Below are 20,582 nucleotides of genomic sequence, written 5' to 3'. Positions count from 1 at the left end.
ATCCCTCATCCCTCATCCCTCATCCCTCATCCCTCATCCCTCATCCCTCACCCCTTCTTCTTTCCTCCCTCATCCCTCAAAGTAGTAGATATTTGTAACCAATTCCCCAATACATATAAAAATCACTTCTAAGATCAAGAGAATCGGACTGTGCGAATTCCCCATGCGAATTTTAGTTGTTGAGGATGACGAACAAATTCTTCAGGTGCTGACCACGATTTTGACTCGTCAAAACTATGCAGTTGAAACCGCGATCGATGGGCAAGCTGGCTGGAATTTGATCGAAACGTTTGACTATGACCTGATTCTCCTGGATGTGCAACTGCCAAAACTTGATGGGATTAGCCTCTGTCGGCAGATGCGATCGCGAGGATTGTCAATGCCGATTTTGTTGCTGACGGCTCAAGATAACAGTCACGACAAAGCGATCGGGCTGGATGCGGGAGCGGATGACTATGTGGTAAAACCCTTTGATGCCGAGGAGTTGGTGGCGCGAATTCGGGCGCTGTTGCGTCGAGGAAGCACCGTTTCTCAGCCTGTGTTGGAATGGGATCAGTTGCGGCTTGACCCGATCAGTTGTGAAGTCAGGTATCAAACAAAATTGCTGACGCTCACGCCCAAAGAATACGCAATGCTGGAACTATTTTTACGCAATAGTCGGCGGGTTTTTAGCTGCGGCATGATTCTCGAACATCTCTGGGCCTATGACGAAATGCCCGGAGAAGAGGCGGTCAGGACTCACATTAAAGGACTGCGACAAAAGCTAAAAAGTGTAGGCGCAACCGGGGATTTGATCGAAACCGTGTATGGAATTGGCTATCGACTGAAACCCCTGAACGAACAAAAAAACGAAGCGGCAGCAGAATCTATTCGACAGCAAACGATCGAGAAGATTGCAGGCGTGTGGCAGCGATTTCAGGGGCGAGTTGAGCAACAGGTTTCGCGTCTAGGAAAGGCAGCAGAGGCCGCACTTCAAAGCCGTCTGAGCCAAGAGGAGCGATCGCAGGCAAAACAAGATGCTCATTCTCTGGCGGGTGCTTTAGGCATGTTTGGCATTCCAGAAGGATCGACGTTAGCGCGGCAGATAGAGACCTGTCTGGATGGCGACTTGAGCGTGCTAGAGCAGGCGACGAATTTGCAGACCTGGGTGTGGGCACTCCGTCAAGAAATCGCAGCGTTTTCGACTCCCTCCTCGACCTCCTCTTCGACACTACAGCCATTGGTTTTGGTGATCGATCGCGATCAAGATCTAACCGAACGCCTAATTCAAGATGCTGTAAATTGGGAATTGAGAACTGCGATCGCGCCTGATCTGACGCTGGCTAAAAAAATTCTCTATCACGATCATCCCAGCGTTGTTTTATTTGATCCAACTGTGGGGAATGCCGAAGATAGTTTGAGTTTTTTGACGGAGTTGCATCGACGAAATCCTCCGGTTCCGGTTATTGTGTTTTCGGCACAAACTGATTTGAGCTATCGGTTGCAAATGGCTCGTCAGGGTCGGCAAACCTTTCTCTCTAAGCCGATTGTTGTGCCTGAAGTGTGGGCAACGGTGACGCAGGTTCTCAAACAAATTGACGCAGCAGACACCAAAATTTTAGCGGTGGATGATGATCCCAAAGTTTTGGCGGTGGTGCAATCTCTGTTAGAGCCGTGGGGCTTGAATGTAACTCCGCTCAACGATGCACGGCAGTTTTGGAAAATGCTAGAAACGGTCTCGCCTGATCTGCTGATTCTCGATATCGAAATGCCTCATGTGAGTGGGGTTGACCTATGTCAAGTCGTGCGAGATGATGCGCGCTGGAGTGAGCTACCGATCGTTTTTCTCACCGCTCATACGGACGCTGCCATCGTGAATCAAGTGTTTGCGATCGGAGCCGATGATTTTGTCAGCAAACCGATCGTGGGAGCAGAATTAGTCACGCGAGTTGTCAATCGTCTAGAACGCAAAAAAATGCTTCAGCGAATGGCAAAGATTCATAAAAGTACGTCTCAACAAGAACATCACTCACACGCTCAAGAAACCTCGATCGAGCAAACCAAACTACGCGAATTTAATCAGCACCTTCAATCAGAACTCGACGATCGTCAACGCATTCAAGCCGCTTCACAATCTCAAGCTAGACTAGCAGGCATTTTAGACATTGCGGATGATGCGATCATTGCCATTGATGCCCAGCAGCAAATCACTCTTTTTAACCAGGGAGCCGAGAAGATGTTTGGCTACAGCGCAAATGAAATCATGGGGCAACCGCTCGATCGCTTACTTCCAGTTCGGTTTGCAGAAATTCATCGGCGGCACGTTCAAGATTTTGCTCGTTCTCCTGAAGAGGCTCGACGCATGGGCGATCGTTGCGAAATTTATGGCCGTCGCAAAGATGGCGGCGATTTTCCGGCGGAGGCTTCGATCTCAAAACTCATGCTGGCGGGCGAGACGGTGTTTACGGTGATTTTGCGCGACATTACCGATCGCAAACAAATCGAGCGCATGAAAGACGAATTTGTCTCGATCGTCAGCCACGAACTGCGAACGCCGCTCACCTCCATTCACGGATCGCTAGGAATGTTGGCCAGTGGACTGCTCAAAGCCGACTCCGACGCAGGAAAGCGCTTGCTGCAAATTGCAGTAGATAGCACCGATCGCTTGGTTCGCTTGATTAATGACATTCTCGACATTGAGCGAATTGAGTCGGGCACAGTCAAAATGAATCAGCAATCCTGCAATCTAGCTGACCTAATTCACGAAGCGGTGGATGTGATACAGCCGATCGCGCTAAAAGCCAATGTCACCCTCAAAGCTTCTACGCTGAATGTAGAAATTTGGGTGGATCGCGATCGCATTGTGCAAACACTCACGAATCTTTTTAGCAATGCTATTAAATTTTCGCCTCCTCACTCTACGGTGTGGCTGACGATGACACTAAATCAGGGGGCGGTTTTGCTGCAAGTCAAAGATCAGGGACGGGGCATTCCGATCGACAAGCTGGGCTGTATTTTTGAGCGATTTCAGCAGGTCGATTCTTCAGATTCTCGCAATTGTGAGGGGACGGGATTGGGGCTGGCGATTTGTCGGAGCATTGTGCAGCAGCATGGCGGAGAAATCTGGGTTGAGAGTGTGTTGGGCGAGGGCAGCAGGTTTTCCTTCACGTTGCCTTTGCGGAAGTACGATCGACTTCAGCAGCGATCTCTTTAAGATCAAACCAGTCCATCAATCTAGGTGAGTTGAATGAAATCTTTCTGCTTATCAATCTAGACAGCCCCCCGAAAATCTTGTCTTAAAGTGCTTCAGAATAAGAGAGTTGGGGCAGAAGTTCTGGACAGTGAAGCGAAAAAACTTGATTGCATTCACATTAAACCCAGGTCTCTCTAAAAGATTTGTCGAGCAATTTAATTTTATGAAGCGAATCTTAGTCATCGATAACGAACAGTACATTCAAGAAGTCACTCAAATCTGTCTAGAGACGATCGCAGGTTGGGAGGTTTTGACGGCCAGTTCTGGCATGGAAGGCATCAAGAAAGCAGAAGCCGAACAGCCTGACGCAATTTTATTAGATGTGATGATGCCTGATATGGATGGGCTGACCACGTTTCAAAATCTTCAGAAGAATGCATTGACTCAAAAGATTCCAGTTCTCCTGTTGACGGCGAAAGTGCAATCGTCCGATCGTCAGCGCTATCTGCAACTGGGAATCAAGGCGGCGCTCGCCAAACCCTTTGAGCCATTAGAGCTGGCCAACCAAATCGCCGCTACGCTAGGCTGGAATCTCTAAGTCCTTTTTATAAACAATTGTCGATAGGAAAGACAGTTTTGAAACTGACTACCGATCGTCATCGCTCAAAGTGCATCCGTTGTAACCTGAGCAGGTTAAGAAAACACTGGTTAGAAATCGCATCTACCCTTGTGGTGGTTTAGGTGTGCAGATTGGCGATTGCTTAAGTCTAACGGTGTAGTGATACAAGGGTTGGCATCATCCCGTCCACACAGTAAGAATTTACCTGCTGAAATCTTCTCCAAACTCGGTTTTGGTGTTAGTAGACCGCTGTTTATCGGTTGAGCACGCTTGAGATCCTAACTATGGCAAATCGGCGTTGTTGAGCGATGGTCTAAATTGCCCTCCAACCCCCCCAATTCTGGAGGACTCTCTGACTTTCACTCTCAAGATTCATCTCTGGATTTAGCAATGCCAAAAACCTTGTAGGCGGCTCTAAGCTTATCTATTTTTGGTCAAGGCTATAACGTCGATCGCAGCATTCTATCTGACATTCGCACGCTAACCGTGTGACGCTGGCTTATCGAAATACAGTTCAACCGTCTTATCTCAATTGTTTAAGGGGAAAGTTAACCATGCGTAAAATTCCATCGATTTGTCTTGCTACAGTGCTCGGAGTGACGCTGGCACCCTTCTGGCTGTTACCGCTGGAGGCTCATCAACAAAAGGCCGCACCTAACAGCGTTGGAGCCATGATTCACCTCGAACCCGACGACTCACCCTACGCTGGGAAGTCCACTATGACGTGGTTTATGCTGACTCGACGCGGCGGAGCGATGATTTCTCCGGCCACCTGTGATTGTCAAGTGACTGCCTATGCAACTGGAAAGCAGGGCAGCAAACCAATTTGGATGACCGATCGCCTGCCGCTCTCAACAATAGAAATGGCAGGACATCAAAAAGGACATCGGGCAATTCGCACGAACATTACGTTTCCTAAGCCGGGTGCTTATGTAGTGGTGTTATCTGGGAAATCAAAAGATGGCAGTTTTAACCCGTTTGAGATGAAGTTTCCAATTACGGTTCGACCTTGATCGTTCACCCTAATAAGAAGGAAATTTGTATGACCAAACTACGTACACGATCGCTGCAATCTTTAGCGCTAGTTCCTGTTTTTGGAGGTGCAATGTATCTCATCTGTGTTGTGCATTGTGCATTACCTCATTAGAGCACTCCCTTTGCGGATGAGCGACATCTGATCGACACATCAGGGGCATTACCACTTTGATGTTGTCCTGAGATATGAGCCATGACTGTATCTGAATACACCGAGAAATTAATCAACGTTCCCCTTGAGAAGCAGCGAGAGCAAGTTAAACGAATCGTAGGGCAGAAGATTAATGCAGCACTTCTGTCTGCCCAAACGTTATCACCTGATGATTGCTTAGGAGAAATCAAAACTAGACTTTTGAGCATTCAAATAGAATGTCAAGCGATCGGGAAGTCTTTTATTGTGGTTGAAGAAAGAGTGACCTGTAGCCAACATCAACTCAAAGGCTACGATCGAGACAAAGCAACCTTGTTTAGAGGGCCGAGTGAAAATGCTTCGGTTGCAATCTGCGTAACAGATAAAGGATCACTGCTTCATCGCAATGGTGATTGCTGGCGAGTCTACAAAGACGCTGGAGATGTGAACGTCCTGGTTGCATAACCTTCAATATAGTGTTCTAGTAAAGTGACGTGAATTCGATGAAATCCTTCGCTGCTGTTACAAATCCGGGCAGCCCCCTAAATCCCCCACGAGTGAGGGACTTTGAGCGAAGAATAGTCTCTAATAGTCCCCCAGATTGGGGGGTTGGGGGGCAGAAGCGCTGAAGACCAAAGCGAAAAACTGCCATCGAATTCACGTTAAAGTGATATGTCTTGGGTAGGGATTAATTGGTGATTGTCAACGCCTTTTATCAACTACCCATTTTTGTTAGAACGATCGCTTTAGATCGCTTTAGAGCGTCAAGTTGTCTGCATAAACCAGTCGAGTCGCCGATCGCAATTCAAACAGCATATACTCTTCCATCACGCTCCAGAAGAAGGCCCGCAACGTTTTTTGACGCATCGCTTCTGGAATAGCGTATTCAAATGGAGAATCGCAGGGCTTGAGTTTTGCCAAATGATTTTCGCAGCCGCATTCATGTTCTAGATAGTAGCCATAGCGACTGGATACACTATCAATCAAGCGCCGAAAAGGAGACACATAGCCGCCGTGGAGAATTGCGTCAAATTTGCGGGCAACGCCAAGATCTTGTTCACTAAAACGAAACGATCGCACTTCAAACAAATCCGATCGCTGCAACGGGTTCAAAAACGTCCAATAAAAGGTAGCAGGCACGTCATATCCAAGTTCATCAAACAAATCGCTGACAATCTGCACCAGGGCTAGTCGCTCTTCTTGCTGCACGTTACTCGCCAATAACTCATTGCGAATCTGCTGCAAATCGGGATAGTTTTCTGGAAGAAACGCTGCTCCAAAGTGACAAACGGCTTCCCAGGCTAAGAGCCGATTGCCTTCAAGGTAGGCATCTTTGAGAGATGAGGTGTCGGGACGCTCTGCAAATAGAAAATGCCCCTGTTGATTTTTGGCTAAGAAGACCTGCGCCAGTGCAGTGTAAACCGTCGGTTCAGTCATCCAGTTGCCTGATTGAATGCGCTGCCAGCTTTTTGGCATGGACTCGATCGCAATCGCAGGTTCACCATTAATTGTAGTCAAACTCGAATTCGCTGGCATCGTTGATAGCTGCATCTGTGTTTTTTCCTTTGAGTGAATACCTCTGCAAGTATATCGGAGGAACTCATTTTTAACTGAAGCGACCGTCGTCAGCGATTTACTTTGTTGGTTGAGAACTGCCAGCGATCGACGCTCAGATTTTCGCCCATCGTCACCACTGCCCCTACAAATCCTTCGCCTGGTGCCAGTTCTTTGAGTTGCCAATTGTGAATCGCTCCGTCTGGGACTTGAATTAAATGGGCTGAATTGGTTAATGAAATTTCTAACCCCTTGAGCTTTGACAATCCTTCTCCTGTCGCTTTTAGGTAGGCTTCTTTGCATGTCCAGTGACGAAAGAAAGCAGTGGGTCGCTGTTGAGGGGGTAGAGCAGAAATCGAATGATGTTCATTAACACAAAAGAAGCGCTGAGTTAGAGATTGTAGATCAGAAACGATGCGAATTTGTTCTAGATCAATCCCAACTGGACGATCGCAAATTGCATAAAGCGCCAACCCTTGAGAATGAGCCAAATTGAAGTGCAAGTGATGATCTATCAGGGTTGGTTTGCCTTGTTGACCATAAGTAAATTGCAAGGATTTTGGGTCAGTTTGCAAATAGAGCGAAAGCAGCGATCGTAAGATTCCTCGACCTGCAATAAAGCGACTCCGATGTTGAGCAAACCGAAAGCGATCGGCGCGATCGTGTTCATCCGACGACAATAGTTTCAACCAATCTTCAAGTTGCTGTGAGTCATCCAAATCAGCCCGCCAAACATGCACTGATTGCACAGGACACTTCACCTCACCCACCGGAAGACCCCATATTTTTTCATCCCTCATCCCTCATTCCTCATCGCAAAGCGACCCCCAGTTCTCCCTCATCCCTTTGCCCCTACAGGTTGCTGACTCATCGCTTCTGTTGTTTGTTCAATGGTTGGGGGACGCAGTGCGAGATAAGCGATCGGCCCAAACAACGGCACCAACGAAACTGCCCAAAAGATTCTTTGATCAGTGAGTCCTCGTCGCGCCATGTCATCTCCAAGCAGCGTCGGAAATAGTAGGCACAACAAACAAAAATCTAGACTCATCACATGAATAAATCGACTGGTTTTCCATTGTTGAATAAAGTCGCTCCAATTGCCTTGAGTTACGCCATAGGTGAAGAGCGCGATCGCGCCCAATCCAATCAATGCGCCTGTCAAGCGAGAATCCATAATCTTAAGAAACCAATTCTTTTGTCCTGAAAAAGTGGGACTAGGCTGACGCAAAAATAAGTAAGGCAACAGCGCAAACGCCCCTACGCCGAAGGATGCAGACCCAAAAAACCAGGCGGGAATCTTTTGCCCTCGACCATCTAAAAACAAGACACAACTATAAATCAGCGGCCAGACACCCATAATATTAAACAGTCCGACAATCAAAGGATTGATGCCCTCAACCTGTCCCGTGGAAAGATTTTTGATTAAGTCGATCGTATCGGGTTGGTCAGGCGGAGCCAACAAAAAGGCATAGCTGACAAATCCAATCCAAAGTAGGACGAGCGCAACTTTTCTGAGCATGACAATCGTGGATAGTAGAGAGTGATCATATTTTAGAGGCGTATGGCAGAAGAGACATGTTGTGTGGTGTTGGTGACGGCTTCATCTCGGCAAGAGGGGGAGACGATCGCTCAGTCTTTGGTCGAAACTCGATTAGCGGCTTGTGTGACGTTGCTTCCGGTGCAGTCGGTTTATCGGTGGCAGGGCGAGATTCATAAAGATGAGGAATGGCAATTGTTGATCAAGTCCGATCGCAGTCGATTTGCAGAACTGGAAGCTAAAGTTCGAGAACTCCATTCGTATGAGGTGCCAGAGATTATTGCGGTGCCGATCGTGGCAGGGTCTAGTCACTATTTGCAGTGGATTTCGGAGCAAGTCAATGGGAATTCGTGATGCAGTTGAGAGCGATTTGGCCGCGATCGTTGCCATCTACAATTCCACGGTTTCTACTCGAATTGTCACGGCTGATGTTGAGCCTGTCACCCTTGAGAGTCGTCTTGCCTGGTTTGCGTCTCACACTCCGAACGATCGACCACTCTGGGTTATGGAAATGGATAGCGCGATCGCGGGATGGTTAGGCTTCCAATCGTTTTACGGTAGACCTGCTTATCAGGGAACGGTGGAGTTGAGCTTATACGTCTCCCCTGATTTTCGGCGGCGGGGAATTGGGCGATCGTTGTTGGAGCGGGCGATCGAAGCTAGTCCGTCTCTCCAGATCACGACGCTGTTGGGCTTCATCTTTGCAGGCAATCAACCCAGTCTCAAACTCTTTGAGCAATATGGCTTTGAGCAGTGGGGCTATTTGCCTGGAGTTGCCAAATTTGAGACGAGCGAACAGGATTTAGTGATCGTCGGCAAAAGAGTAAAGACAGACGTTTAATTGGGTCTGAATTCGATGAGTTTTTTGCTTTGTTGATCAGATCAGATCTTCTGCCCCCTAAATCTCCCATTCTGGAGAACTTTGAACTTGTTTCTGAAATCTCGATCGAAGTTCTCAAATGTCTCTATGGAGTCTACGATCGTAACCGTAAGGATCGGGAATTAAATAACACTGATATTTGTAGAATGCAGGATGTGTTGAGCGAATCTTGTTGACGGTGAAATCAGGCGGTTGGTCTGAGCGATCGCCATTCTTCCGTAAATCCCGCAGGAAAATCGCATCGGACGTAGAGCAAATTCAATAAACGAGATGGAATTCTGTATATTCCGCAGGAAGAATCAAATGCGATGCAGAGCGAATCAAATGCGACGGGAAGCAAACTCAATTGGCGCACCGGAATGATTGATAAGTCGTAAGAGAGTTTGAATATCCGAGGCGAACTGAAGTATCTTCCGCCGGGCAAATCGAATTCGACTCAGAAAACATTAGATTTCTCAGTATTCCTGGTGATTAAAATTTGCCTCCTGATTCTTCCTTTTCAACAGATCTACGGCAACTAACAAAAAGATCGGCTCTTCGTTCTTCCTTTCAATAAAACGAATCAACCCTACCTGTTTTAACGTGAATTCGATAGAGTTTTTTCGCTTCGGTATTTAACGCTTCTGCCCCCCAACCCCCCAAATCTGGGGGACTTTCGGACAGGATTTCTTGCTCAAAGTCCCCCAAACTTGGGGGATTTAGGGGGCTGCCTGGAGTGATCGCTACAGCGAGGAATTTCATCGAATTCACGTTGTTTTAAAGGGGGCTAGGGGGGATCTCCAGACGATTTGATACTGTTCAAACATCCTCCAAACCTACCCTCTTTAAAAGTTATGAAATAGCCGACGATCGCTCCCGTTGTTGTTGCAAAAAATCGACGAGCCACTCTTTGATGTGATAAGTCGCGCGACAATCATCTTCGTTGTAGACCAAGATTGAATTTAAGAACGAACGATCGCCCGTCGCTAACCATTGTGCATACCAATAAATCGATTGGGCCCCATTAGCGCTAGAATCTCGCCAGTCAAACCCCAGCCAGCGAGCAATATGTTTGAGCGCATAGCTTTCGACAGGCAGCGTTACGGATTTGGTAATACGATCGTGCAAATCTATAAAGCGAGGAAGTAGCGGCTGAATGCGGTCGATCGGCGTTTCATAAAGCTCGGCGAGTCGTCCCATCGTCTGCACTTCATAGGGGCAAAAATGAAAAATGGGCGCAGTTGGATACACCCACATCAAATCGATTAATTCTTGCCAAATTTTGAATTCGTCTTCAGGTTTCTCAGCGAGTAGGGAATGGAAAACTTCGGTCTTTTTCTGTCGATCGACGACCAAAATTCCATGTAGATAAATTAAATTCAGCGACGGTTCAGCTTCGATATCAAAATACAGTTCTACATCCGCCGTCGGAATCTCCTGAGCAGCCCGTTTACCATTGAGAAACCGATGACCATTGGTACTTTCGGGTTGGTCAGCGTTACTTTCTCCCGGCAACGCGCAATTTTGCACAAATGACTGAGCCTGACGAACTAACTTTTTCGCAGTTTCGCTCCCAAATCCGGGTAGCGGCTCCAACTGGCTCGGCTGAACGTTGGCCAACGCCTCTACAGAAGTCAGATTGAGCGCTTGAAGCTGGGCATAGCGAGGCGGAGTCACCCCAGGCAAGAGCGAAAGATGTTGGTCAGACTTGGCGATCGTATAACACTGGTTATACCAATGACACAGACTACACCGACTGCGCGAGATGAAAACTTCAGGTTCCTGCTTTTGTTGCAGCGTCGTCAGGCACTCTTGCAAAATCAATTCCATTCGTGGAATCGACTCCCACAGATCCACCTCAAACAGCCCCTTCTCACGCAACATCAGCCACGCCGTCTCAGACCAGGCTCCCTGCACCGCCGCCAAAACGCGCACATGAAACGCCACAATGATTTGATACTCTTGCTTGGGGCGCTTACTCAACTTGATTTCGGTAGGCACGTATACCCAATCGCCAAAGACCGACTCTCCGGGCTGTCTCGTTAACAAATCAGGCACGCTAATCAACGTTACGCCATTTTCTTCGCTCATCAGAACGGGCTGATAAATGCGATCGACCCCTCGCTGCATCAGTTCTAGAGTCGCATTTGCCCCGGCTGACCAATCTCTAGCGGTGTGGGTTGGCTGATGATAAGTCTGGTCTGCCAAAATTTCTCGATGGTTGGCGATGCTGTCCTGCAACAATTTTTGCAAATAGTCATTGGGAGCATCTCGCTGGGTGAGATCTCCATACAAATCGAGGTAAGCTCGACGACTACAGCGTTGATAATTGAGAAGTAGATCGGCAGTCAACAACATGCCTATAAACTAACAAGAAATCGGGCTGACTGCTGAGAGAAATTTGTCTTTTGCGTCTTGAATTTAGGAATTACTTGAGTTAGCGAAAACTAATTTGAATTCACCAACTTGAGAAAGCTGAAGATCAACGTCGTTCAGATCAGGAAATCTAGAAAGTAGAAGTCCTGAGCCACATCGCGACAAACCGTTTAAAGCAAGTTCCACCTATCGAATGGTTAACATTTCTATGACGGCTCAACTCAACCAGCATCGCCAACACTTTCCATATTTGGAGGGCAAAGGCTACTTTAACTACGGAGGACAGGGCCCCATGCCGCAGCCCGCGATCGCCGCCATTCAGCAAGCCCAAGATCATTTTCAGCAGGCGGGCCCGTTTTCTAGTGCGGTCAATTCCTGGATTGTGCAGGAGGGCAATTTGACAAGGGCGGCGATCGCTTCAGAACTGGGAGTTTCAGCGGAGTCGATCGCCTTGACCGAAGATGTCTCTGTGGGCTGCAATATCGCGCTGTGGGGCATCGATTGGCAGGCGGGCGATCATCTGTTGCTCACCGATTGCGAACATCAAGGCATCATTGCAGCGACTCAAGAACTTCAGCGCCGCTTTCAGATCGAAGTGTCGGTTTGCCCGATTATGGCGACGTTAAATCAAGGCGATCCGGTGGCGGTGATGGCTCAACACTTGCGCCCCAACACTCGTCTCGTCGTACTCAGTCACATTCTATGGAACACGGGACAGGTCTTGCCCTTGAGTGAAATTGTCGCGATTTGTCGATCGCACTCACTTAACCAACCAATCAGAATTTTGGTGGACGCGGCTCAATCGGTAGGCATGTTGCCGTTAAATCTGACCGAATCAGGAGTCGATTTTTACGCATTTACGGGGCACAAATGGTGGTGCGGAGCGGCCGGACTGGGCGGATTGTATGTCAGACCCGATGCGCGTGACAGTTTGCATCCCACCTTTATTGGCTGGCGCAGCATTACGATCGACGCTCACAATCAGCCTACCGGATGGCAACCCGACAGCCGCCGTTACGAAATTGCCACTTCTGCGATTCCGCTCTATGCCGGACTGAGAGCCGCGATCGCCTTTCATCACACGATCGGCACCGCCGAGGAGCGATATGGCATGATTTGCGATCGCAGTGCTTATCTTTGGCAGCGATTGACGCAACTTTCTAATGTCACCTGTCTGCGATCGACTCCGCCGCAATCTGGGCTAGTCTCCTTTCAGTTAGCGAATGGAGAACACGTTCGTCTGGTGCAATTTTTAGAGAGCAAACACTTTTTTCTACGAGTCTTGCTTGATCCCAATTGTGTTCGAGCTTGCGTTCACTATTTCACCACTGAGACAGAAATCGATGCGTTGGTGGGTGCGATCGCGGCGTTCTAGAAAGTGTTTGAAGTCACCGCGCAAAAATTATTCAGAGGTCTGGCTTCAGATGCGTTTGCTTGCCTTGCCATCCTCGATCGAGGCTTCAAGTTCTGCGGGTGTGACGAGGAGTTGTTAAGCTGTGTAAAGCAATCTTTTCCAAAAAAGGCGATCGTTTCCCATGCTGACTGAAGCACGCACCGCTCAACCAGATGAGCCGTTCCACAAAACTTATGAGCTTGCGGCGGGTGGTAGTGACCCCGATCGCTTTGACTGTAAAGAAGCCTGGTATCCCGTTCACTATGTCGCTGACCTTGATCAGACCAAGCCAACTAAATTTACGCTGTTGGGTCAAGATTTAGTGATCTGGTGGGATCGAGACGCATCTTGTTGGCGATCGTTTGAGGATCAGTGTCCCCATCGTCTCGCGCCGCTTTCAGAAGGTCGCATTGCCGCTGATGGACTGCTGGAATGTCCGTATCATGGGTGGGCGTTTCGGGGAGATGGTGGGTGCGATCGCATTCCTCAACAGCCCGAAGGGAGTCTGGCGCATCAGTCAAAACGGGCCTGCGTCACTTCAATGCCCACGGCCGAGCGTCAAGGCTTGCTGTTTGTCTACCCCGGTCAACCAGAGAATGCGCCCCAGGTCAAGATTCCGATCATCGACGCGATCGAAGAAACGCCCGATGAATGGGTTTGTCTCAATACCTTTCGCGATTTGCCCTATGATGCGCTGACGCTGCTCGAAAATGTGCTGGATTCGAGTCATGTGCCGTTTACGCATCACAAATCGGTGGGGAATCGATCGACCGCCTCCCCCGTCGAATTGGATGTTTTGGAGTCGGGTAAACAAGGATTCAAGGGATTTTGGGCAGACGGGCCGCGCAAAGGCACACTGGGACAGCAACACAGCCTATTTATTGCTCCTTCGCTGATGTGGCACGATTTGACCTCCAAGCAGTTTGGCAGAACGATGACCGTTGTTTACGCAACCCCGATTCGCAAAGGGGAATGTCGCGTGTTTGCCCGATTTCCCTTCAAATTCTCTTCCAAGGTGCCTGCCTTTTTCATCAAGCTGACTCCCCGCTGGTACTCTCATCTCAGCAACAACGACATTTTGGAAGACGATCAGATTTTTCTGCACTATCAAGAACGCTATCTAGCAGCAAAAGGCGGCGGCCTCAATTTCTCAAAGGCCTTTTATTTGCCGACTCGTGCCGATTCTTTTGTGTCAGAGTTTCGCAAATGGGTCAATCAATTTCAGTCCGATCCGTTTCCTGAAGTGGCGTTGTCGGCTCCAATTTCGGATGAGAAGCTGCTCGATCGCTACCATTCCCACACTCAACACTGCGCCAGTTGCCGGAATGCGCTGGCCAATATCCAAAAAATTCGATTCAGCGTGGCCATTTTTGGAGCCATTTCCTGGGCGATTCTTTCCATTCTCGCCCTCAATCAACAAGTGCCCATTCTCGCTATCCCCGTTCCTCTAATCGCAGGAGCCATCTGGCTGGGATTGGGCAAATTAGAGCGGCGATTTTACGAAGGCCGAAGAACCCCGCCCAGAAACCTCCCCGAAAAACAATAGGATTCCAAAGTTCCCGATTCACCCCTCATCTTGCCGCCGATCCCTTCGAGTTACCCGCAAGGGATCGCATGGATGGAGCCGGAAAAAGCGCCTGAAATCCTGCTTGTCGTTCTGCGGGAGGCTCTGGAGCTTCGTCCCACAAACTTTCGTAGTAAAAGAAAGCCACCCCCAACCCGCGCTCTTGAGCCACTCGGACTTGAGACTGAATCTGAGCGATCGACACCTGGTTGTTTCTCAAACCCGCCATGATGCCGATGCCCGTCGCGATTTTTTGCTGGACTTCTTGAATCTCTGGGCGGACAAGCTGCTCATAAAAACTTTGCAGATCAGAGCGATAAACCTGCATTACCAACTCGTCTACCAATCCTTGTCTGACCCAATTGAGCCAATCCTGTAGCTGCAATCGATAAGCAAAATCATAGTAGTTGGGCGAAACTGAGATAATGGCGTTGGGCCTTCTGGCTTTGACCGCATTCTTAAGCTGAGACATAAAAGCGGTAATTTTGTCGGCTCTCCACTTGACCCACGCGGCATCACCAGGATTTGAGGGCGGCGCTTTCTTGGTCTCCTTGGTATAGAGCGCAACGGTATAGTCATCGTAGCCAAACTCACGCGGCAAACTCATATGATCGTCAAACTGAATGCCATCGACATCATATTGAGAAACGATTTCGATCACGAGGTCGCTAATAAATTGTTGAACGTCGGGGCGAAACGGATTTAACCAAACGACTTCACCCGCACCGCTAATCGAAGTTTGGCTACCGTCACGCTTTTGGGTCAGCCAGTCTGAATGATTGATCACCAATTCTGAAGTCGGAGGAGCCATAAACCCAAACTCAAACCAGGGAATGGCAAGTAACCCTTGACGATGAGCCTGCGTGACCACATCTGCAATAATATCGTGACCGTCAGAACCCTGGTAAACAAAGGGCTGAATCTCTGCTCGTCTTGCCACTGCGCTAGGATACATCACATAGCCAGAGTTCCAAACGACAGGATAAACGGTGTTGAAATTTAAGCGCTGTAGTTGACCGATCGCTGCTTGCAGTTTGGTGCGATCTTTGAGGATGTCCATGTCATTGAGCGTCATCCAAACCCCGCGAATTTCTGGGCGAGTTTCTTGGACGATGCCGGGATTACCCAGCGCGATCGAGGTGAAGATCGATCCCAAAAATAAAACAGGCAGCAGAAATCGAACGAATCGTCGCCAACCTCGATAGAGATGTCCATTCATAAGCGCGAAAGATTGAGAGAGCCAACTGCACCGATCGTCTATTTTTTGCACACAAATTCACTAGCACTACAGTCTACAGGTATTGATGCTCCCTAATCGAAGTTTGATCATTCCGGGAATGCAACTCTTTATCAAGTGCAATCAAAACCTGAAGCCAGCGAAATCCTTGACGTAGAAAATAATAATCAGTGCCCGAATCATCAACGTATGAGTCAGCCAGGTATTTCAATCACTTCGCGAAACGATCGCAATCATCCGGAAGATTAAATTCTCTGATTCACCAGTTTGTTCAGTTTGCTTTAGAAGACTGCTTTAGAAATCGACTCCTCGCTTGAGATCAATCCCCTTTTCTGCATAGTGTTTGTGGCAAACCATTTCTGAATGAACCGTTGCCAGATCGAAGTAAGCAGGCGGATTTTTGCAGCGTCCGGTGATAATGATTTCGGTGTCGCGAGGCTTCCGTAAGAGGGCCTGCACGATCGGTTCTTGAGGCAATAATTCTAGATCAACGGTCGGATTCAATTCATCTAGAATGATCGTTTTGTATAAGCCGGACGCGATCGCCGCTCGTGCAATTTCCCAGGCCCGCTCCGCTTCGACGTAATCTAACTCTTGCTGCTGACCTCGCCACACGATCGCATCTCGCCCCGATCGCTGATGGTCAACCAGATTAGGATAAATTTGCCGAAGGGCATCGATCGCCGCATCTTCGGTATAGCCCGCCCCCCCTTTGAGCCACTGCATGATCAAAACTCGGTGCGATTTGTCCTGTCCGATGCCTTTGCCGATCGCTTGCAGCGCTTTACCAAGGGCGCTGGTGGATTTGCCTTTTCCGGCCCCAGCGTAAATCTCGATTCCGGCGATGCCCTGTTCTTGGGCGATCGGGTGATACATCGGGCGCATTTCAGAATGCAGATCGGCGATATCGATCAATCCCTGGGGGGCCCCTCGTCCGGTGGCAATGATTTCCATGTGTTCGGGCTTGCGTTTGAGCGTGCTGACCACTTCATCGACGGGCAACAGTCCCAGGTCTAGCACCGGATTCAGTTCGTCCATGACCACGACAGAATAGAGTCCCGACGCGATCGCACCCTTGGCGACATCCCATCCCCGTTGCGCTTCTTGGCGATCGAACTTGGTGATTTCGTCTGCTCCAAAAAATTCGGCTCGTCCCGTTCGCACTTGGTCAATCAGATGAGGAAAGCCGCGCTGAAGGGCTTGGATCGCTGCATCTTCGTCATACGTGCGCCCCGGCCCTTTGAGAAATCGCAGCAACAGCACACGGGTTTGCGAGAAATTGTGAATGCCCAGCCCGATCGACCGCAGCACCACACCCAACGCCGCCTGAGACTTGCCCTTGCCAGCGCCATCATAGACGTGAATCTGACCGACCATCCGCTCCGATCGTGTCTGAGCCGTCCGAATGCCAATTCCCGTTCTGGCCATAACCTTGATTCCTGCCGTGCTGTTTCATTTTAGCGGAGTGACCCACTCAAGATAGCAGGTAAAGGGACGATCGACGCTAGATGTAGTAGCCAAGATCGTCAAGCGCCCAAACGAATGCTAGATTTATGGACTCAGATAAACGGGCGATCGAACTTTTGAGGTCAGCTTTCAAAATGAGCCGGGGCGATCGATTCCGTCTCAAAATCCCCCGCCAAACTTCCCGCTCAAATCGCGCCCGGCCACGTAAAATCTTTGTCATAACGGCTTTGTTGTCTCTTCTACGCGCCCCATGCCTTTATTTGATGTCTTGCCCCTGCGAATGATCATTTATCAGCTTCTATTTTTGGTGATGGCGATCGCGGTCGAATCACTGGTTCTACAAAGACGCTTGGGAATTGGTCGCAAAACGAGCATTCAATATGCTGCAACAGTCAACCTGTTATCTACAGTCGTCGGCTGGATGATTTTCTTTACAGTCGAACCCTGGCTGCCAGAAAACTTGCGATCGCAACTGATCAGCTATATCTTTTTTGACTCGCTCACCAATCCGCCCGTCCTGATCGGGCTAGCATTTGTTAGTTTTATCAGCACCTTTTTGCTCAAGCTAGAAGGGATCAACCTGCTGGAATTGCTGCTAGGGATCAAAAAAGATTCTGAAACCGAAGCCAAACAAGCGGCTAAATTTCAGGGTCAACGCGCCCGTCGAGCCAGCTTTGCGGTCGTTCCTAGTCGCGCTCTGGCAGTTTTGTGGGCAAACGCCTTTAGCTTTAGTGCCATTACCCTGATCATCGCTATCCGCCTCTTTTTTGAACAGCCGATTTAGACCGTTGTTTTTGCTGTATTCTCTACTTCCTTCGATCGAAGCGCTATGGGTTTATTTTCTATGAGAGAAGTTTTTAAGCAAGTTCGCGATCGAATGAACCCGCCCCAAGCCGCGTGCTGGCAGACCTTCATCTTGTTGAGCCTGTTCTCTGTGGTCGTCGCCGGGTTGACCTCCTCTCCGGTGCAAAACGTAATTGCCTCGTTGGGGTGGGTGTTTTTGATTGCGGGAGTCTGGTGGTTTACCTACGATCCGGCCGTCAAGAAAAAGCTCACCGTCAACACGCTGTTTCTCGGCCCGTGGATCACAGGCGCACTCGTCTCGATCTGGCTATTTGGCAGTCTGCAAGGAAGACCCACCGCGGCCTCTTATATTAGTTGGCCAGTCATCTCCTCGATAATCTGGTCGATCCGGCGGTTTATCAAGACTGACCCAGTGACCATTACACCGACCTATACGGCTCCGGCCCCGGCGGCTCGGCAAGAAATTGTGCTGGTGCTGCTGAGTAATCTGATTATTAGCTGCTGGTTTCAGTTTTACTTTTTGATGCAAGACTGGCTCAACAATTACCCTAGCCTCCGGGCAGATGACTTTAGCCGTAGTGCTTTTGTGTTTGAAGTGCAGCCCCAAAACAACATGGGATCGCGGGGAATTGAAGTGTTAGACACCGCCGAAAAAGTTTTGAAACTGCGTCTAGAAGGAAAGCCCTGGCCAGAAGTCGAGCGCTGGCTTAAAGATCTCGATCAGGAGATGCCTGCTTTTTCTGCGGATGTCCAACAACAATTGCCGCGAGTCACCGAAAACGACCTATGGGATATTCGAGGTCGAGTCACGTCTGATCAGTACACACTAGAGCTTCAAGCAGTTTGGGGAGGGCCAACGGCTCGATCGGGCGGTTACTCGGTCACCAAATCTTGTCAAATCACTCAAAGCCGCAAGATCGGCCCGCCTGCTCAGTTTGACTTCAGATCTCCTGCCCCGCCTGCGGTGTCTGCTCCAGTGACGCGATCGGTGGGAGTCGTCAACTGTGGTGCGCCCAATGTGCCAGAGCGGAGACGACGATCGCGCTAAAAGAAAGTCTAAGGAGATTGAAATTCAAATTCTATAACAGCCATGATGGAAGCGTATCTACAAGTCAGCGAAGTGATCGATTGGAAAGCGTCTGCAATCTTGGAGCTTGCTCAAAAACTGGCATTCAGACAACACACTTCGGAGGCGATCGCCGCCGCTTGTTTTGAGTGGGTTCGAGATGAGATTCGTCACAGCTACGACTATCAGATGAATCCGATTACCTGCCGCGCTTCGGATGTCCTGCAATACAAAACGGGATATTGCTTTGCCAAAAGTCATTTGTTAGCAGCGTTGTTGCGAGCCAACGGCATTCCGACTGGATTTTGCTATCAGCGATTGAGCATTGACGACAAGGGCGCACCCTACAGTTTGCATGGGTTTAATGCAGTCTATCTGTCTGACTGGGGTTGGTATCGCGTGGATGCTAGAGGCAATCGATCGGGAGTCAACGCTCAATTTACTCCCCCGTATGAAAGGCTGGCGTTTCAGATGCAATTGTCTGAGGAAGCAGATTTTCCAGCCATTCTCTCAGAGCCACTGCAAACCGTTGTAGAAGCGCTGCAAACTTACAAAACATGGGATGAAATGCTGGCCCATCCTCCAGACGTTTCCTTAGAGAGTGCAGAGAGTTTGGGTTTGAGGCAATCTGGACGATTGCGTTGCTGAATCAGGGAATGAATTGCCCCAAAGCGGCGGGAAGCCCAAGGTTCAAAGTTCCCCAATTTTGGGGGATTTAGGGGGCGAAAAGATGGACACTTCCCACAGATTCATCCCTCCAATCAGCAACGCCTGGACGACAAACAAAACAGGAATTTTTGTCTGAAAGTTTCCCAGAAGTTGGCAGCTTGGGGGGCAGAAGTACCAAGCAACGACGCGAAAAACCTGTGTTGAATTGACGGTAAAAAAGAGGATTAGGGAAGATGGCACATCGAGCGGGCAGTGTGGGAAGTACGATCGGACGCACCTGGACGATCGCCACCAATGTATTTCGAGAAGTGATTCGCGATCGAGTTCTTTATCTGGTGGGATTGTATGCGCTGGCGATGGTATTGGCAAATCGGCTCTTACCCGAAATCTCGGCTGCAACTGAGAAAAAGATTCTGCTAGATCTGGGACTGGCCGCCATGAATCTGCTAGGACTCGTGATCGCCGTCTTTGTCGGAACGGGACTCGTCAACAAAGAAATCGAGAAGCGTACCGTCTTTGTGCTGATTGCCAAACCCGTCAGCCGGACAGAATTTATCATCGGCAAGCATTTGGGATTGACGGCGGTGTTAGCCGTTTTGATTGGGGCGATGACCGCGATCGCGCTCACCCTTTTTCACTTTGCTCAGGTGCCTCATTCGCTGCGAGACATTGTGATTTCATCGGGCTTTTTGCTTTTGCAGCTTTCTCTCATTACGGCAGTGGCGATCGGTTTTGGGGTGTTTACGAGTTCTCTTTTGGCGGTGTTGTTTACCTTCGCCGTTTATTTAATGGGCAATCTTAGCCGCGATCTGGTCGCCTTCGGCAAGTTGGCCAAAAATCCCTCGATCGAAGCGGCCACACGAGGACTCTATTTAGTTCTTCCTGATTTAGCGCGTCTCGATCTCAAAAATCAAGCGGTCTACAATCTGATTCCTAGCCCCGAAATTTTACTGATTAATGTGGGCTACGGATTGCTCTACATCGGACTGGTGCTGGCGATCGCGTCTCTAATCTTTTCAGTGCGAGAATTCTAGTCTAGCCTCTCCTTTATTCTTCACCCGTTTTCGTGAGTTTTTGACGAAGCAAATCCGCTAAGAACG

General features: G+C 49.1%; 20 protein-coding genes. 12 read left to right on the top strand and 8 right to left on the bottom strand.

Annotation, left to right across the window (positions count from 1 at the left end):
* Window positions 1–163: 163 nt before the first annotated feature.
* The 4 genes from ACJ2PR_RS13705 (at window position 164) to ACJ2PR_RS13690 (ending at window position 5,421) form a co-directional block, all read left to right on the top strand.
* Window positions 164–3,193 (top strand): response regulator, encoded by a 3,030-nt coding sequence (locus ACJ2PR_RS13705; protein WP_446877415.1) that lies wholly within the window; start codon window positions 164–166, stop codon window positions 3,191–3,193.
* A gap of 202 nt (window positions 3,194–3,395) precedes the next feature.
* Entirely contained in the window at window positions 3,396–3,770 is a 375-nt protein-coding gene (locus tag ACJ2PR_RS13700; protein WP_446869687.1) for a response regulator, read from the top strand.
* A 575-nt stretch (window positions 3,771–4,345) separates the two neighbouring features.
* Window positions 4,346–4,804: a hypothetical protein gene (locus ACJ2PR_RS13695; RefSeq protein WP_446877414.1), complete on the top strand. Its 459-nt coding sequence runs from the start codon at window positions 4,346–4,348 to the stop codon at window positions 4,802–4,804.
* A 215-nt stretch (window positions 4,805–5,019) separates the two neighbouring features.
* Entirely contained in the window at window positions 5,020–5,421 is a 402-nt protein-coding gene (locus tag ACJ2PR_RS13690) for a hypothetical protein (RefSeq protein WP_446877413.1), read from the top strand.
* 291 nt (window positions 5,422–5,712) lie between these two features.
* Here ACJ2PR_RS13690 and ACJ2PR_RS13685 read toward each other — a convergent pair whose 3' ends face one another.
* The 3 genes from ACJ2PR_RS13685 to ACJ2PR_RS13675 all read right to left on the bottom strand — a co-directional run bounded on the left by ACJ2PR_RS13685 (window position 5,713) and on the right by ACJ2PR_RS13675 (window position 8,029).
* The gene (locus tag ACJ2PR_RS13685) at window positions 5,713–6,507 is read right to left on the bottom strand and encodes a hypothetical protein (RefSeq protein ID WP_446877412.1); all 795 of its coding nucleotides are present in this window, start codon (window positions 6,505–6,507) and stop codon (window positions 5,713–5,715) included.
* A 74-nt stretch (window positions 6,508–6,581) separates the two neighbouring features.
* Entirely contained in the window at window positions 6,582–7,310 is a 729-nt protein-coding gene (locus tag ACJ2PR_RS13680; protein ID WP_446877411.1) for a 4'-phosphopantetheinyl transferase family protein, read from the bottom strand.
* Between the two features lie 38 nt (window positions 7,311–7,348).
* A complete protein-coding gene (locus ACJ2PR_RS13675; protein ID WP_446877410.1) occupies window positions 7,349–8,029 on the bottom strand; it encodes a DUF2834 domain-containing protein in 681 nt (226 codons plus the stop codon).
* Window positions 8,030–8,071: 42 nt separating this feature from the next.
* On the opposite strand from ACJ2PR_RS13675, the gene cutA reads away from it, so the two are divergent.
* Window positions 8,072–8,401 (top strand): divalent-cation tolerance protein CutA, encoded by a 330-nt coding sequence (gene cutA / locus ACJ2PR_RS13670; RefSeq protein ID WP_446869692.1) that lies wholly within the window; start codon window positions 8,072–8,074, stop codon window positions 8,399–8,401.
* A complete protein-coding gene (locus ACJ2PR_RS13665) occupies window positions 8,388–8,888 on the top strand; it encodes an N-acetyltransferase family protein (protein WP_446877409.1) in 501 nt (166 codons plus the stop codon). Before cutA ends, ACJ2PR_RS13665 begins: the two co-directional genes overlap by 14 nt.
* A 588-nt stretch (window positions 8,889–9,476) precedes the next feature.
* On the opposite strand, the gene ACJ2PR_RS13660 is transcribed toward ACJ2PR_RS13665, so the two are convergent.
* Together ACJ2PR_RS13660 and ACJ2PR_RS13655 are read right to left on the bottom strand one after the other, a co-directional pair.
* Complete coding sequence (locus tag ACJ2PR_RS13660; protein ID WP_446877408.1) at window positions 9,477–9,668, bottom strand: hypothetical protein; 192 nt, start codon at window positions 9,666–9,668, stop codon at window positions 9,477–9,479.
* 90 nt (window positions 9,669–9,758) lie between these two features.
* The gene (locus tag ACJ2PR_RS13655; protein WP_446877407.1) at window positions 9,759–11,264 is read right to left on the bottom strand and encodes a TM0106 family RecB-like putative nuclease; all 1,506 of its coding nucleotides are present in this window, start codon (window positions 11,262–11,264) and stop codon (window positions 9,759–9,761) included.
* A 211-nt stretch (window positions 11,265–11,475) separates the two neighbouring features.
* Here ACJ2PR_RS13655 and ACJ2PR_RS13650 point away from each other — a divergent pair, with 211 nt between their 5' ends.
* Together ACJ2PR_RS13650 and ACJ2PR_RS13645 are read left to right on the top strand one after the other, a co-directional pair.
* A complete protein-coding gene (locus tag ACJ2PR_RS13650) occupies window positions 11,476–12,657 on the top strand; it encodes an aminotransferase class V-fold PLP-dependent enzyme (protein ID WP_446877406.1) in 1,182 nt (393 codons plus the stop codon).
* Window positions 12,658–12,817: 160 nt separating this feature from the next.
* Window positions 12,818–14,221: an aromatic ring-hydroxylating dioxygenase subunit alpha gene (locus ACJ2PR_RS13645; RefSeq protein ID WP_446877404.1), complete on the top strand. Its 1,404-nt coding sequence runs from the start codon at window positions 12,818–12,820 to the stop codon at window positions 14,219–14,221.
* 25 nt (window positions 14,222–14,246) lie between these two features.
* Here the strand turns inward: ACJ2PR_RS13645 and ACJ2PR_RS13640 are convergent, their stop codons facing one another.
* The 3 genes from ACJ2PR_RS13640 to ACJ2PR_RS13630 all read right to left on the bottom strand — a co-directional run bounded on the left by ACJ2PR_RS13640 (window position 14,247) and on the right by ACJ2PR_RS13630 (window position 17,163).
* Window positions 14,247–15,458 carry a glycoside hydrolase family 10 protein gene (locus tag ACJ2PR_RS13640; protein ID WP_446877403.1) on the bottom strand — a complete coding sequence of 404 codons (1,212 nt, stop codon included), beginning with the start codon at window positions 15,456–15,458 and terminating at the stop codon, window positions 14,247–14,249.
* A gap of 312 nt (window positions 15,459–15,770) precedes the next feature.
* Window positions 15,771–16,904, bottom strand: a complete 1,134-nt coding sequence (locus ACJ2PR_RS13635) for a cob(I)yrinic acid a,c-diamide adenosyltransferase (RefSeq protein WP_446858074.1) — start codon at window positions 16,902–16,904, stop codon at window positions 15,771–15,773.
* 76 nt (window positions 16,905–16,980) lie between these two features.
* Window positions 16,981–17,163, bottom strand: coding sequence for a hypothetical protein (locus tag ACJ2PR_RS13630; protein WP_446877402.1), 183 nt, complete (start codon window positions 17,161–17,163; stop codon window positions 16,981–16,983).
* Between the two features lie 30 nt (window positions 17,164–17,193).
* On the opposite strand from ACJ2PR_RS13630, the gene fraC reads away from it, so the two are divergent.
* The 4 genes from fraC (at window position 17,194) to ACJ2PR_RS13610 (ending at window position 20,516) form a co-directional block, all read left to right on the top strand.
* A complete protein-coding gene (fraC, locus tag ACJ2PR_RS13625; RefSeq protein ID WP_446858072.1) occupies window positions 17,194–17,727 on the top strand; it encodes a filament integrity protein FraC in 534 nt (177 codons plus the stop codon).
* Window positions 17,728–17,787: 60 nt separating this feature from the next.
* The gene (locus ACJ2PR_RS13620) at window positions 17,788–18,795 is read left to right on the top strand and encodes a DUF5357 family protein (RefSeq protein ID WP_446877401.1); all 1,008 of its coding nucleotides are present in this window, start codon (window positions 17,788–17,790) and stop codon (window positions 18,793–18,795) included.
* Window positions 18,796–18,837: 42 nt separating this feature from the next.
* A complete protein-coding gene (locus ACJ2PR_RS13615; protein WP_446877400.1) occupies window positions 18,838–19,461 on the top strand; it encodes a transglutaminase-like domain-containing protein in 624 nt (207 codons plus the stop codon).
* 254 nt (window positions 19,462–19,715) lie between these two features.
* Window positions 19,716–20,516, top strand: a complete 801-nt coding sequence (locus tag ACJ2PR_RS13610) for an ABC transporter permease (protein ID WP_446858069.1) — start codon at window positions 19,716–19,718, stop codon at window positions 20,514–20,516.
* Window positions 20,517–20,582 lie beyond the last annotated feature (66 nt).

Source organism: Phormidesmis sp. 146-33 (assembly GCF_052939515.1).
The sequence above is the reverse complement of the archived record's forward strand: the minus strand, read 5'-3'. Positions and strand labels throughout refer to the sequence as shown.

Excerpts from the sequence above, each read along its gene's own strand:
- ACJ2PR_RS13705 (WP_446877415.1), top strand. The coding sequence starts at position 164 with ATGCGAATTTTAGTTGTTGAGGATGACGAACAAATTCTTCAGGTGCTG.
- ACJ2PR_RS13700 (WP_446869687.1), top strand. The coding sequence starts at position 3,396 with ATGAAGCGAATCTTAGTCATCGATAACGAACAGTACATTCAAGAAGTC.
- ACJ2PR_RS13695 (WP_446877414.1), top strand. The coding sequence starts at position 4,346 with ATGCGTAAAATTCCATCGATTTGTCTTGCTACAGTGCTCGGAGTGACG.
- ACJ2PR_RS13690 (WP_446877413.1), top strand. The coding sequence starts at position 5,020 with ATGACTGTATCTGAATACACCGAGAAATTAATCAACGTTCCCCTTGAG.
- ACJ2PR_RS13685 (WP_446877412.1), bottom strand. The coding sequence starts at position 6,507 with ATGCAGCTATCAACGATGCCAGCGAATTCGAGTTTGACTACAATTAAT.
- ACJ2PR_RS13680 (WP_446877411.1), bottom strand. The coding sequence starts at position 7,310 with ATGAGGGATGAAAAAATATGGGGTCTTCCGGTGGGTGAGGTGAAGTGT.
- ACJ2PR_RS13675 (WP_446877410.1), bottom strand. The coding sequence starts at position 8,029 with ATGCTCAGAAAAGTTGCGCTCGTCCTACTTTGGATTGGATTTGTCAGC.
- cutA (WP_446869692.1), top strand. The coding sequence starts at position 8,072 with ATGGCAGAAGAGACATGTTGTGTGGTGTTGGTGACGGCTTCATCTCGG.
- ACJ2PR_RS13665 (WP_446877409.1), top strand. The coding sequence starts at position 8,388 with ATGGGAATTCGTGATGCAGTTGAGAGCGATTTGGCCGCGATCGTTGCC.
- ACJ2PR_RS13660 (WP_446877408.1), bottom strand. The coding sequence starts at position 9,668 with ATGAAATTCCTCGCTGTAGCGATCACTCCAGGCAGCCCCCTAAATCCC.
- ACJ2PR_RS13655 (WP_446877407.1), bottom strand. The coding sequence starts at position 11,264 with ATGTTGTTGACTGCCGATCTACTTCTCAATTATCAACGCTGTAGTCGT.
- ACJ2PR_RS13650 (WP_446877406.1), top strand. The coding sequence starts at position 11,476 with ATGGTTAACATTTCTATGACGGCTCAACTCAACCAGCATCGCCAACAC.
- ACJ2PR_RS13645 (WP_446877404.1), top strand. The coding sequence starts at position 12,818 with ATGCTGACTGAAGCACGCACCGCTCAACCAGATGAGCCGTTCCACAAA.
- ACJ2PR_RS13640 (WP_446877403.1), bottom strand. The coding sequence starts at position 15,458 with ATGAATGGACATCTCTATCGAGGTTGGCGACGATTCGTTCGATTTCTG.
- ACJ2PR_RS13635 (WP_446858074.1), bottom strand. The coding sequence starts at position 16,904 with ATGGCCAGAACGGGAATTGGCATTCGGACGGCTCAGACACGATCGGAG.
- ACJ2PR_RS13630 (WP_446877402.1), bottom strand. The coding sequence starts at position 17,163 with ATGACAAAGATTTTACGTGGCCGGGCGCGATTTGAGCGGGAAGTTTGG.
- fraC (WP_446858072.1), top strand. The coding sequence starts at position 17,194 with ATGCCTTTATTTGATGTCTTGCCCCTGCGAATGATCATTTATCAGCTT.
- ACJ2PR_RS13620 (WP_446877401.1), top strand. The coding sequence starts at position 17,788 with ATGAGAGAAGTTTTTAAGCAAGTTCGCGATCGAATGAACCCGCCCCAA.
- ACJ2PR_RS13615 (WP_446877400.1), top strand. The coding sequence starts at position 18,838 with ATGATGGAAGCGTATCTACAAGTCAGCGAAGTGATCGATTGGAAAGCG.
- ACJ2PR_RS13610 (WP_446858069.1), top strand. The coding sequence starts at position 19,716 with ATGGCACATCGAGCGGGCAGTGTGGGAAGTACGATCGGACGCACCTGG.